The organism is Sellimonas intestinalis (assembly GCF_001280875.1).
Classification (GTDB): domain Bacteria; phylum Bacillota; class Clostridia; order Lachnospirales; family Lachnospiraceae; genus Sellimonas; species Sellimonas intestinalis.
Genome location: NZ_LGAJ01000009.1, coordinates 1 through 14,030, shown reverse-complemented (window position 1 = coordinate 14,030; position 14,030 = coordinate 1). Strand labels below are relative to the sequence as shown.

Annotated in this window: 13 protein-coding genes; all 13 read right to left on the bottom strand. The window is 32.4% G+C overall.

Going from position 1 to position 14,030, the window contains the following annotated elements:
* Positions 1-129: 129 nt before the first annotated feature.
* Complete coding sequence (locus tag AOA56_RS09605) at positions 130-810, bottom strand: tyrosine-type recombinase/integrase (RefSeq protein WP_082349953.1); 681 nt, start codon at positions 808-810, stop codon at positions 130-132.
* Positions 811-1,076: 266 nt separating this feature from the next.
* On the bottom strand, positions 1,077-2,279 hold the full coding sequence (locus AOA56_RS09600; RefSeq protein ID WP_053769547.1) for a nucleotide sugar dehydrogenase: 1,203 nt from the start codon (positions 2,277-2,279) through the stop codon (positions 1,077-1,079).
* Between the two features lie 96 nt (positions 2,280-2,375).
* Positions 2,376-3,824 (bottom strand): flippase, encoded by a 1,449-nt coding sequence (locus AOA56_RS09595; RefSeq protein ID WP_053769546.1) that lies wholly within the window; start codon positions 3,822-3,824, stop codon positions 2,376-2,378.
* Between the two features lie 176 nt (positions 3,825-4,000).
* Positions 4,001-4,894 (bottom strand): ATP-grasp fold amidoligase family protein, encoded by an 894-nt coding sequence (locus tag AOA56_RS09590; protein WP_053769545.1) that lies wholly within the window; start codon positions 4,892-4,894, stop codon positions 4,001-4,003.
* Between the two features lie 2 nt (positions 4,895-4,896).
* Positions 4,897-6,204 (bottom strand): O-antigen polymerase, encoded by a 1,308-nt coding sequence (locus tag AOA56_RS09585; RefSeq protein WP_162224697.1) that lies wholly within the window; start codon positions 6,202-6,204, stop codon positions 4,897-4,899.
* 12 nt (positions 6,205-6,216) lie between these two features.
* Positions 6,217-7,362, bottom strand: a complete 1,146-nt coding sequence (locus AOA56_RS09580) for a glycosyltransferase family 4 protein (RefSeq protein WP_053769543.1) — start codon at positions 7,360-7,362, stop codon at positions 6,217-6,219.
* Positions 7,359-8,528, bottom strand: a complete 1,170-nt coding sequence (locus AOA56_RS09575; protein ID WP_053769542.1) for a CapA family protein — start codon at positions 8,526-8,528, stop codon at positions 7,359-7,361. The genes AOA56_RS09580 and AOA56_RS09575 overlap by 4 nt, the downstream gene beginning before the upstream one ends.
* Complete coding sequence (locus tag AOA56_RS09570) at positions 8,525-9,547, bottom strand: sugar-transfer associated ATP-grasp domain-containing protein (RefSeq protein ID WP_053769541.1); 1,023 nt, start codon at positions 9,545-9,547, stop codon at positions 8,525-8,527. Before AOA56_RS09570 ends, AOA56_RS09575 begins: the two co-directional genes overlap by 4 nt.
* 17 nt (positions 9,548-9,564) lie before the next feature.
* Positions 9,565-10,563 carry an ornithine cyclodeaminase family protein gene (locus AOA56_RS09565; protein ID WP_082349950.1) on the bottom strand — a complete coding sequence of 333 codons (999 nt, stop codon included), beginning with the start codon at positions 10,561-10,563 and terminating at the stop codon, positions 9,565-9,567.
* Between the two features lie 13 nt (positions 10,564-10,576).
* Positions 10,577-11,872, bottom strand: a complete 1,296-nt coding sequence (locus AOA56_RS09560) for an ATP-grasp domain-containing protein (protein ID WP_053769540.1) — start codon at positions 11,870-11,872, stop codon at positions 10,577-10,579.
* A gap of 11 nt (positions 11,873-11,883) precedes the next feature.
* Positions 11,884-12,477, bottom strand: coding sequence for a sugar transferase (locus AOA56_RS09555; protein WP_053769539.1), 594 nt, complete (start codon positions 12,475-12,477; stop codon positions 11,884-11,886).
* A gap of 36 nt (positions 12,478-12,513) precedes the next feature.
* Positions 12,514-13,701: an ATP-grasp domain-containing protein gene (locus tag AOA56_RS09550; protein WP_053769538.1), complete on the bottom strand. Its 1,188-nt coding sequence runs from the start codon at positions 13,699-13,701 to the stop codon at positions 12,514-12,516.
* A gap of 3 nt (positions 13,702-13,704) precedes the next feature.
* A partial coding sequence (locus tag AOA56_RS09545) for a DegT/DnrJ/EryC1/StrS family aminotransferase (protein ID WP_205694933.1) occupies positions 13,705-14,030 on the bottom strand: 326 nt, incomplete at its 5' end.

Below are 14,030 nucleotides of genomic sequence, written 5' to 3'. Positions count from 1 at the left end.
CTATTTCTAAAAAGATTTGCTTAATGGGCTAAAACTTCGCAAAGTACCTGAAATAATTTGTTTTCTAAATTCACAACATACAGGGCTTTCTCATTTTCAGAGTAAGACGACCGAGTAGCCGTCCCCCATTCAGGTTACATAAATTCTTATTGGATAATACCTGGTTCCTCTACTATTTATGAAAAAAAATCCACTTTTCTTAATTTCTTTGCAGTTATACATATAGTATTTTTTCAAAATCTCTAAAATTTCCGGCGTTACAACCTGAATATATCTTTCTTTTCCTCCTTTCCCCATAATTTTTATAAGACCCGAATTCAAATTTACACACTCAGCCTTGATATTCGATATCTCATATACCCTTGCCCCTGTAGCAAAAAATATTTCGATCATGGCCACATCTCTCAGCCAAAATTTATAAGCTTTTTCACTTTTTCGATTTTCGTTTATATACATATAATTCAATAATTTTTCAATTTCTTCACGTGGAATAATTCTCGGTAGCAAACTTATTTCTTTAAATTTTACTTTAATTTTTCTAAAAGGATTACTTTGAATGATTTCATTTTCTTCCAGATAGCTATAGTAAGTCCTGACTGATGCGATTTTACGCTTGATCGTTTTAGGCTTATATTTTTTATGCAATTCCGTAATATATGCCTCGACTGCGGCTTTATCCGGAATATCTTCTCGAACATACTCGAAGAACTGCTTCAGATCAATTCGATATGCTTTTAACGTATTCCAATCCAATTCTTTTCTAAACTTGCAATATTCCAAATATTGCTCTACCGTCTTGTGATAACTCATGTCTTTACCTCCGTATCTTTTTGGATAGTGTAACATACTTTTTCATCAGTCAGACATGAGCACTCCATGTATATTATGAATTTTTCGTCGAATGACACAGAACCTGTATAACAGAATACCTTTCAGATAGTAGCAGTTTTGCACAAACGCAATGCAAAATAAAGATGTGAGAACACTTTGAATTGTTGAGCGAGAAGAATCATGTGAATACGAACTATGATCCTTCTCACTCCATTTTTGTTTATTTTCACTTGATTTTTATGGCTTTAATCACATAAAAAAAGATCCCTTGTATATACCTTTTCCAAGACATCTTCTAATTCCTGACTAAAACGGTTTGCGACGATTACATCAGAGTATGATTTAAACTCCTCAAGACTATGATATACTTTGCTGCCAAAAAATATTTCCTCCTTTAGTGTCGGCTCATATACGATTACTTCCACTCCTTTTGCCTTAATTCGTTTCATTACACCTTGTATTGAGCTCTGCCGGAAATTGTCTGAATTTGCTTTCATTGTCAGCCGGTAAATTCCTACCCGGACTTTTTTCCCTTCTTCGAAATTTGCTTTTTCTAAAATTCGGTCCGCAATGAAATCTTTTCTTGTGCGGTTTGCATCCACGATAGCCTGGATCAAATTATTGGGTACTTGATCATAATTTGCCAGTAATTGTTTTGTGTCCTTCGGGAGACAGTATCCTCCGTATCCAAAAGACGGATTATTATAATGTGTACCTATTCTCGGGTCCAGTCCCACGCCTTCTATGATCTGTTTTGTATTCAGTCCCCGCATCTCCGCATATGTGTCTAATTCATTGAAGAAAGAAACTCTCATTGCTAAATATGTATTAGCAAATAATTTAACTGCCTCTGCCTCTGTAGGATTAATATACAAAACAGGAATTTCTGTCTTAATTGCTCCCTCTTGTAGCATATTTGCAAATACTTCTGCTGATCTTTTTAATTTTTCATCCTTTAAATCTGTTCCTACAATAATTCTGGACGGATACAAATTATCGTATAAAGCGCGTCCTTCACGTAGAAATTCCGGTGAAAACAGAATATTATTGGTATGGTATTTTTCTTTGACCGATTCTGTGTATCCTACCGGGACAGTAGACTTAATAATCATAATCGCATTAGGGTTCACTTCTAATACCTGCTCAATTACACTCTCAACAGAAGAAGTATCGAAATAGTTTTTCTTCGGATCATAATTGGTTGGTGTGGAAATGATAATAAAATCAGCATTGGCATACGCCAATGCTGCATCTGTTGTTGCTATAAGATTTAAATTTCTATGTTTTAAATACTCCTCAATTTCCTTGTCAACAATCGGAGACTCTTTCCGATTAATCATTTCTACTTTTTCCTGTATAATATCTACTGCATAAACCTGATTGTTTTGTGACAATAAAATAGCATTGGATAACCCTACATATCCAGTGCCTGCTACTGCGATTTTCATTTTATATTTTTCCTTTCTATCCAATGTTTTGTATCTATATTTCATATACGAAATAGGAAATAATTTTTTATAATGTTACAACTTCCCTTTTTAACATCATCTTTTTTCTCTCCTTTGAAATCTGTTTATATATAATTTATGGATACAATTTTGCTTGTCTATGATTATATAAATCACGCATAAACATATAAATACACAAGCTCCTACGCCTATTTGAGTCACTAGTGTCAAAAGAGATTCCTTCATTTTTGCTCCAATTTGATCTACTAAAACATACATAATTCCACCAATCAACAAATAGGTTACAGAATCTCTAAAGTATTTTCTAAAATTTAATTCCTTTCTTACTACAACCGTTTGATAAATACAAACTGTTCCCTCCGCTGCAACTGTTCCAAGAACTGCCCCCATCGCTCCTAATTTAGGAATTAATAATGAATTAATTATTAAATTTACGATAGCCCCTGCAAATAATGACATAATAAAATCTTTGTCTTTTTCATTTGGTAGTAAATACTGTGTTCGTATCACATTCGCCCAAGCTTTAAATACAATAATAGGAGTAATCGCTCTAATCAAAATCCCACAATCTGTAAATTCCTTTCCAAAAAAGACAGGTGAAAATACAGTTGCAATTCCGGCTATTCCAAAGGCCATAGCACTGCTAAGAAACATAACGAAATTCATTGATACTTCTATATACTTCCCGCTTCTTCCATATTGTTTATTTGCAATAACATTGGTCATTCTAGGAAGCATTACACTTCCCAAGGCAGTAATAACTCCGAATGGAATATTAACAATTTTTTCCGTATTTTCATAAAACCCCGATTCTCGCATAGTACTCATGCTACCTAACATAATCTTATCCATAATAAGATATAAGCTCACTGCTATTACCGGCAAAAATAAAATAGCACATGGCTTAAAGTGTTTACACACCTCTTTGATCGATGGTTTGTATAAAACTATTTCTCCTCTTAAAAAAGGCCATAGTACTAATTGTGTTAATAAAATATTGATAGATAATATAAACACATAAATAGGAAGATCGCCACTATTTCGTACAAAAATAAAAATTGCAATGACTCCAATAAGTCTAATTATAGTATTCCTAATCGTGGTGATCTTAAACTTCTCTAGTCCAAAAAAGAACCAACTAATATCACTCATTGCTGAGAAAACATAAATCCCCTGCAATACCGCTATATTCCAATACTTTGGATGAAATACAATTAAATAAATCAGATAGATCACAAACATTATACTTGAAGTAATTACCTGAAGTCCCCATATGCTCCAAAATTCTCTGCTTAATTTCTCCTTATTATCCCTTACTTTAGCCACACAACGTATCCCATAATTCTTAAAACCAAGCATAGCAATAAGGACAAAATAATTTGCTATAGAATATGTATAGGAATAAATCCCAACATTCTCTGGACCTAAAACTCTGGAAATGTAGGGCGATGTAATCAGTGGTAGAATCATTGATAACATCTGGTATAAAATACTATATACAAAGTTCTTTTTTAAAGATATCATTTTTATACCTCTGTTTTAATTTTTAAGTTTAAAAAAATATCAAGAATTTAGTATATATGGATAAGTTTTTACAAGTTCCATCACAAAACCACAAAATAAAATGTAAAATCATATTTTTTTAGAATTTTCTAATTATTTTAATCTCATAATATAACTTTCTTGACTACAACTAAAATTTAATCTTCTTTTTTATATTTTCTCTTCATCTTATGATCCGGTAATACAAGCCAAGATCCTAATAATTTATTTCCGCTTTCTGAATAATATTTAGCCATTCCATACATCGGAGTAAATGTCATTTCACCTAAAATAGGTTCATGACGATCATAAAAATCTACCCGTACGAACGGAAATGGCTTGGACAATTTTTCTGCATATTCCACCATTTTTTCTAAACATGTTGGTTTCATAGCCAACTGCTTATTTGGTTTCGCACCAATATCTAAAACTTTCCATTTTAAGTCATACCATTCTAAAATTAATTCTTCGTTTTTATTAAGTACATTTTCACGATTAAGGCATACAAGAATTGCCTTTACTTTTCCATTAAAACAATATAGTTTATAATCTTCTGGATATAATCCTGAATCTGTTTCAATATACTCCTCAGAGATTATTCTATGCTTCATGGCATAGTACTGGGGTTCATATGTACTAGGTCCATATTCTGTATTCATCCATGTAGCTAATGCGTTTTTCGCTTTATTTATATCTAATTTTTCTTTATTTTCACACAAAATATTATATTTACAACCATGTGTACATTTTATTACAAACTTTTTTGGAAATTGTTCCCATCGCACATCATCTACTTTTTCATACACACCATATAACCGAGGCATAATATTATCTGATCCAAGGCAACCAATAACGTACTGCCTTAAGCCATATTTGTCTGCACATTGCACAATTCTCTGATCTTGCCAAAATAGAGTAAGCCAAAGTATTTTTTCGTTAAATCCAGTTGGATTTTTTAAATTTAATTTTTTTCCAAAAACCTTAAAATACCGGTACTTGACAAATACCACTGGAAAATACTTTTTTATAATGTCTAAAATTAATCTTTTCATAATCAATTTCTCCTTTCTCTAATAAAAGAAATTCTATTTCTAAATGAACTTTGGCTTACGAAGGCTATAATAATTATTATAAATGCAATTGATTGCTGTGTTTGTGTAAAATAAAATCTTACTTGAGAAAACAATATTTTTTGCAAAAAAAACAAATAAATAGCCAAATTTCTAGCTTGGATATATTTTGTATCTATTTTCTTGTAATAATAACCACACAAGATTCCAAAAAGCAATAATATTATCACTACTCCTAAAATCCCACCATCTAAGTATGGCTGATACATAATAGTAGCATAAGCATTCATATCAAGTCCAATAAAACTATTAGGTTCCAATATGGTAAAACTATAATATCTTGAGTCAAGAATCCATTGAGGATAATCCATAATTCCAATTTGTTTTAAAATAAAAATTATAGGATATATAAAACCGTAAAAAGAACTTGCCCCTCCCAAATATGGTTGTAATGAATTCTCAAATTGTTGGATATGATAATCAAAATTCTTTAGCCCAACCGGAAAGTATATATATGCCTCTCTCAGCAAATTCATACTTTCTCCTTTTCTTTGAACTGTTATAAATACAAAAACAAAAACCAATGGAATGATTGAATAACGCATGATTTTTTTTACTTTTTTGGGTATTTGAAAATTTCTTTTTTTCACTATAAAAATTCCAAAAAACAAATATAAAACCAGCCATAAAACAATGGATCTTCCACCAGAAGTCATCATCCATAAAAACATCATAATTAACGTCATGCCAAATAACTTCTTATCCTTTTTTCCGATCAACATATCCGACACAGCGATAGGTAATGAAGCATATATTGTAGGCGTACTAACAAACTGATTCATCATAACATTAAATGCTGACATTGTTACCTCATTATATCCACTTACCTGCCCCTGGTTACTATATAATCTTCTAATTTTGGCCCATGTATATCCACTATTTAAGAGCTCCATTACATTTTTAAAATTGTAAAGTAAAAAGAGAATTACAATAAAATACAATATATATATTAATCTATAATCTAAAACATATTCTTTTTTTCTCGACATAGATATTTTGGCCGAAAAAAAGCTACCATATAAAGTCCCAAAACAAAAGCTTGATAGTCCAACTACAAAAACTAAATAAGCCCAATTTGAAATACTGTACAGGCCAAATAATTGTAAAGAAGCAAAAAAAATCAGCCCTATCCAATAGGCCGTCATAATAACTCCTGGGTGAAACCATTTTTCTTTTCTGGATAAGAAAAACAGAAAAAACAGGAAACATATTGAAATAGTTAAAATTGACATTCTATACCTCATTTATTGCTTATTTGTTACTGATAAATATACACTTTTTACTTCACTAATAAGCCTCTGTGTTGTAAATTTATCGTTGGCTTCAATGTAGGCTCTGTTAATCATTTCGGCAAGTACATGCTTATCCATCCTACATATCACATTTTCTATCTTTTCAGCCAAATCTTGATAATCTCCACTTTTATAAAGAATTCCATTATATTCATTTGTGATTAATTCAGCCGTTCCACCAGTATTGGCTCCTATACATAAAATTTGCGAAAAAAAGTTTTCTACTGTTACTCTTCCAAATGCTTCTTTTACGGAACAAATCAAGCCTATGTCTGCAGATTCTCTTAGCGATCTTAAATCATCAGTATATTGAATAAAACGGACATATTCTTCCAGCCTATGCTGTTTTACATAATTTTTAATATCATTATAATAATCATCAATCCCATATCCTACTAACAATAATTTTAGTTTAATACCTTTACATGCTAAAACATTAAGAGCTTTTACAGCTTCCATTTGACCTTTTTCTTTTGATATTCTACCAGCAAGTAACATAGTATATGGTTTTGAAGAAAAAGCATGTTCCTTAAGCTTATACTTTTCCGGTTCAACCCCATTATATATAAGCTTTACCTCTTTCATTAATATTCTTTTATATTTATCGCATACAGCCTTTGATATTCCTATAATTTGGTCAGCTCTTCGCATATACCCATACATCTTTTTCTTGTTAAATGGAGTGCAATTTAAATCTTCTTCTAAAAATTGTCTAATATGCCAAACATAAGGTATATTCATTCTTAATGCACATTGAGCACCAATACAATTATCTATACCATTAATATGAATAAGCTCAACTCCAAAACACTTTAATTTTTTTGAAATAAACCAAGAAGCCATATTATTATATATTTCTTTTAATTTATACATAATTGTTGTACTAATAGAAGAATCATCAAGCGATCGTCTCATAGTATAATTTCTCAAATAAATATTCTTTATTCCTATGTGTTTGCTCACATTCTGTGGATGATTTGGATAAACAATATATATTTTATTTCCTTCTTCTGCTAAACTTTCCGCAATGTTTATCATAGATAACGATGCGCCATCTTTTCCAGAAATGCTATGATGTGCAAAAAAACAAATATTCATAGTTGAAACTCCGTTATAAAATATTCTTTATTCATTTTAAACTGTTTTTTTTCAAAATTATTAAAAACAACATTATAAATTTGCTTACATTCCTTTACTATGTTTTCTCTTTCTTTTGAGTCACACTCTTCATATAATTCAAAACAATCTTTTACAAATGTTCTTCCACGGATGAAGCATACTTTTATAATTGAAAAACTACATCTTATTTTGTTCTCATCTATGTCAAAATGTAAAACTATTGACAAATCCGGTCTATTTTCGTAAAGGAGATATATCGAATTAGGAGAAATTAAAAAATTTCCCAAACTGTATGCAATCACCCCATTCTCTAAAGGTTCTACTCTTTGTACTATGTGTGGATGGCTTGCTATAACACACTTCACACCTTGATTGTAAAAGAAATGACATATCTTTTCCGAATAACTCCCTGGAATAAGATTAAATTGTCCTCCTGTATGTAAATAAGCAAAAAGATAATCAACATTATTTTTTAATTTTTGTATATCTTTACTAATTCTATTAATATAGAATTCATCGAAGTCTCCTGGCTGAATATTATCCATCCTTACATGATTATATGTCCGTCCTAACATTCTTTTTATTTTAACTCTTATTTCTTTTGATAAAACCTTCTCTTTAAGTTTATCAAACATTCCTTTAGGTATTACCGCATTTAAATCGTTCGGTTTCAATAAATTGACATAATGATCGCCTTGATCTATTTTTACTCGATTTAAACTATAATTCGTTCCATACGTATATGCTAAAAATCCTACTTTCTTTCCTCCTATATTCACGATCAGATAGGACTGCTCATTCTGCTTTTCCCTCGTTCCAACATGCTTAATCCCATTATTTTTCAGTACTCTACTCGTTCTTATTAGGCCGTCAATTCCTCTATCTAAACAATGGTTATTAGCTGTGGTAACACAATCAATGGATGCATACTTTAACTCTTCACAAAAAGAATCTGGTGTATTAAAACTATAAAGATCTCTCGTATACTTCCTATTTCTCCCAGCAAAAATAGTTTCCAAATTTCCTATAACATAATCTGAATTATAGTATTTTTTTAAATTAAAAGTGATATTTTTATTTCCTTTTTTCAACTCCTTTTGCAAAGGTTTTTCGCACATAATATCACCAAGAAAACTTATCCTCATCTTTCAAATATTACCTCTCTATATTTTGGCCACTTTCCAATTTGATCAGGCATTTGCGTGATATCCGGATCTGCTGTACAATTGCCTTCAATTATACAAATTCTCCCATTTTCTTGCACAGCGACATCCCATCCTATGAATCTGACATTAGGCTTTACGAGAGCTGCCTTTTTTACAGTATTTATTATTTTAGTCCAAGATGGAATTTTAAACCCTACAATCTGCTCCTTTGTTCTTGGATGTATGTAATACTTTTGATTCAATTTATCTATGGCAGGAGTAACAACTATTCCTGTTTGTATATCGATAATAGCCGCTAGCCCAAAATGGTGAAAATTATCAGTGCATTTTTCTCCATTGCCACAACGAAAAACTGCATCCATTACTTTGACTCCTTCTGGGGTAACTAGCGTAATGATACGTAATGTATTCACCGATTCTGGATTAAATTTACTCATTTCAGGACTTTGCTTAATAAGCCCTTCTACAATCACATGTCTTTTCTTTAATTCTTTATATAATTTGCCTATTTCTCTATTTTCCGTTGAAATAAGATTTATTCCATTTCCACCACTTCCCTTTTTTATCTTTTCCATAAATCTAGTATTCATTTTTACAAAATTTTTAAAATCTTCTAATGAACATTGATCCATATCAAGCCATTCTCGCCCCAAATATTCTTCAAACACTCGATTGAATTTACATTTATCATCAAAGTCCGGCTGATTCTTTGTTCCATTGCAGGTGTAAATAATCTGCATTCTGTTTCTCGCTACAATGAAATTTTTCCGATCAATCGCTCTTCTCCTATAAAAGTTGTATTGAAAATAATCATTGATTCCAACACCGTATCTTGCCACTGACCATAAAAAGTCTATGGTTATGCCAAACTTCTGAATACAATTTAAGTTTGGAGATATATAAGTTTTCATTAATAAAATATATTTTTTTATATGTAATAAAACGTACTGTAGTCCCTTGCTTTTTGTATACCCAATTAATTTCTGCTTATCACTCATTACTCTCCTCCCTGAAACTATTTATTGATCCAAATCCCTTTACCTAATTCCAGTGCTTTCTCGTAAATTCTATTTGCTAAAAGTATATCTTCAACAGCTAAGCCAACAGAATTGAAATAAATAAATTCTCCTTCTGATTCTCTTCCTTCTTTATCACCACAAATAATTTCATAAATGTCAGCATATATATCTTCTTCCTTTAGCTCTCCTGCGTTATACATTTGTACAATCGTTTGTTTTCGATGTTTTACAGCTTCCCAACAATCGCAGACTATTTTTGATGCCATCCTGGCAACTGCAAATTCGTCTTCAATTCCTGCCACATGTATATACAATGTCCCTGGTTTAATCCATCTGGCTTTTAAAACAGGTTCCTGGGAACTGATCGCCGTAACTATAATATCAGCATCACAAATCGCTGATTCATAATCATTCTCACAATTTATAAATTCAACATCGGAATACATTGGAGCTAATTCTTCTATAAAAGTGTCAACACTTTTTTTTGTTCTTGAAGAAACAAAACATTTTTTAATATCTTTTTGCATAAATTTAATTAACTTAAAATGGGCTTTTGCTTCTTCTCCCGCACCTATAAAGCCAATGGTATTTGCCTCTTTTCGAGCAAGATATTTTACCGCAAGTGCACCCACTCCCGCCGTCCTAAGGCTAGTTAATTCTGTTGCATTCAAAACACATTTTACTCCACCTGTATTTGTTTCTGACAAAACAATAATCCCTTCTACATTTGGGAGGCCATTTTTTTTATTTTCCGGAAAAACTGATACCCATTTCATACCACAAGTATTTTCTCTTTTTAGTGTGGCAGGCATACAATTAATTCTATTTTGATACTTTTCATCAAATATTTGAGAACTTTTATCCGGTTGAATTGTTGTTCCTTCATACATCATTTTTAATGCATCTTCTACAGAATCAATCACTATTTGATAATCTTTTCCTAAAATCGAATGTATTTCTTCTTCGGCTAAATATAAAAATTTATTTACGCTCATAAATCCTACCTGCCTATTTTAAACTCAAGTTTTTAATATCCAACATGTTACAGACCAAATTTTGATCATTACTATCTAACAATTGATACACATCATGCACTTTCTCGATAAAACTTTTCAATTCATATTCATTATCAAAAACAAAATGTGCAAGTGCTGCCACCTGAGAAAAAGTGCCCGAATCCATGATTATATCCCCTTTATCCATTTTGGTAATAAATGTAATACATTCCGGACACTGTTCTACTTCTGATACTCCCCTAACTTGTACAATTTCACCTTTCTTAGCATATATTGGATAAACAGCATAATATTTTTTTCTTATCACATTTTCCGGTACAATCGATACAAATCCATATATTAAACTTTCTCCCGTCAAAGCATAATATATATCTGCCGCTACCTGATTGATCCCATACATATAATCGATCGGGTATATAGACGCCGATCCACCGTACCGATAACCAGCCTCATTAAAATAATATTTTTCTCCATCGTGAAATACTTCAATCCAGAAACTTCCCTCTCTAATTCCTATATCTTTAACTAAATCAGCTAAGTTGTTTTCAAATTTTTGGCGAAATTCCTGTACTAAATCACTTTCAAAAACAAATAATCCTCCAACGTAACTTCCTTGTTTTTCATAACGTACTGGATATTTATCTTCTAAGCCACAAAAATATAATTTTCCTCCTGAAACCGTATAAAATACTACCACTCCATCATTTTTCACATATTTTTCTATAATAATATTATTTGTTGGTGAATTTTCTTTAGCCTTTTCTATTCCAATCTCTAATTCATAATCATTTTGACATACTGTAAAGCCACTACTTCCACAACCATCGGCCGGTTTGGTAATAACAGGATAATCAATCCCTCTATTTTTTATTTCCTGAATGCCATATTGCAAGGCGACCGGAAGATGATGTTTCATACACAATGCTTTAAACTTTCTCTTGTCTTGAAGAACTTCCCACTGCTCCTTTTTACAATAACAAGGCATATTTAATTCTTCTAAATAAGCACATGCTGACTTAATTACATTTTCGTTTCCTCCCATGTAAACGCCATCTATTTTTTTATCTATGATCAACCTCTTCATAGCTGATGCATCTGTAGAATTTACTTCATACCCCTCATCTGCAATTTCAAAAATGCCAGCTTTTTTAGAATTTCCAGTCGCTACTAATGTTATTTCATACTCACTTGCAATTTTTTTTATTGCTTCTTTCCAGAGACTTCCTCCCAAAAGAAGTAATCTTTTCCCCGCAATCTTTTTCTTTATTTCATTCTGCACTTTTGTCATTTCCTCCGATTTTATTGATTTTTATAAATATTTTTTCTTCTTATAACTGTATCAATAGTTTTAAAAAAGATTATACAATCCATTCTGAAGTTTACTTTCTGAGCATATTCAGCATCATACTGAAGCTTAGATTGCAAATCGATTGCATTTCTAAAAAATGCCTGTGAGTAACCGGTTAATCCCGGCCTAACGTCAAGTCTTTTCCTCTGTATTGCACTAAGATCTCTAATATTCTTATCTGCGGTATCAGGTCGCGGGCCAATAAACGACATATCCCCCTTAAAAATATTAATTAATTGCGGTATTTCATCAAGTGAAGATTTTCTCAAAATTTTCCCTATCTTTGTAACCCTCGGATCATTAGGTGAATTATAGGTGGAATTGTCTTTGTTTCGAATATCAGGCGCATTCATTTTCATAGAACGAAATTTTAACATTTCAAATACTTCCCCCTTATATCCTCGTCGTTGCGCTTTGTAAAAAATTGTCCCTTTATCTTCGAAGTAGATCATTGGTCCTATAACTAAAATACTAATCCCAACTATTGGCATTAACATTGCTGAGAATATAATATCCAAAAATCTTTTTATAAATTTCTTGTACATTGTCCCATTTCCTATCTTTACTATTTGTTGTATTTTTTAATACTTCTCGATTTTAATCTCAATTTTTTTCAACGCTTTTTCACAAATCTCTATAGACTCTTGATTACTTCGTCCTTGAGCGATAACACATCCAACACGATCCAAACTATTATGAATATCTGTGATAGAACTTCCTGTTTTTTTAAATAATAAAACGTATTTTACTCCATTTACTGAGAGTGCCTCCCCAATTCCTGTCACATCCTCCAATCTTCCGCTTTCACTCGAAAAGAACCGAATCGCACTTCCATATCTGTTGTTTTTAGGTATATTTATTTTTTCTCCACATGCGTTTTCGATCACAAGTTTCATCATGTCAATTCCAGTGGACAAAGGAACAAGGTGTGTAGTAATAAAGTCACCTCCCATCCTGGCTCCAAGTTCAATCATCTTGGGACCATCTTGAGTAACTTTCATCTCTACATGGACCGGACCGTTTCCAATCCCTACCGCACGAATTGCCTGAACAGCCACTGTTTCTATCGCAGTTTTAATTTCTTCGGAAAATGCCGATGGCTGGCAGTGCCCCATTTCTACAAAAAAAGGTGCCCCCGTTGTTAATTTGTCGGTAATCGCAAGAACATGCACTTCTTTATTCTCACAAATAACTTCCACACTGACTTCCGGGCCATCCAAATATTCTTCAATCAGGATTTCCCCCGTCTTACTGAAGCTTTTTGTATACTCATATGCCTGTCTTGTGTCTTCCTCCCGTTTTACTAAAATGACTCCTCTGCTCCCAGAACTTTCCTGTGGTTTGAAAATAACCGGATATTCCAGTTCCTTTTTCTGTCTCTGGAACGATGCGTCATTTTCCACGATCCAAAACTTCGGACTCGGAACTTGATGCTTCTGAAAAGCCTTGATCATCTCGATCTTATCTGTCGCTCTGATCGCAACTTCTTTGGAAATTCCCGGAATTCCAAGTTCTTCGCTTAAAACTGCTGCTGTACGAACAGGCATATCTGTCGCTACTGTTACTACGCCATCAATATGACATTTTTTTGCCACATTCAGGACTGCTGCTACATCAATCGTACTGACTTCATAAAATTCATCAGCCAGATCTCTTCCAGCAGCATTTCTGTCATAGTCCACAGCGATCGTATAATATCCCATCTCTTTTGCCTTTTTAATAGCTTCTATCTGCATAATAGAAGCGCCAAGACATAATACTGTTTTCATTCATTATCTCCCTGTTTCTTCTTTCACACATTCCACATATTTTGCCGTCACATACTCCACATCTTCATTAGTCAGCAACGTATGTAATGGCAAAGTGATTTCATTTTCAAACTGTCTGTATGCATTTGGATAATCTTCGATTCGGAATCCAAGATTTTTATAAGCAGTTAAAAGCGGCAACGGTTTATAATGCACATTTGTCGCAATTCCTTCTTCTGCCATCTTCTCTATGATATGGTTTGCTTCTTCTCTTCCAATCCCCGGAATCCTGGTCAGATAGAGATGCCCGGTCGATACATGTTCTTTCTCATAATGATTCAGCGTTTGAA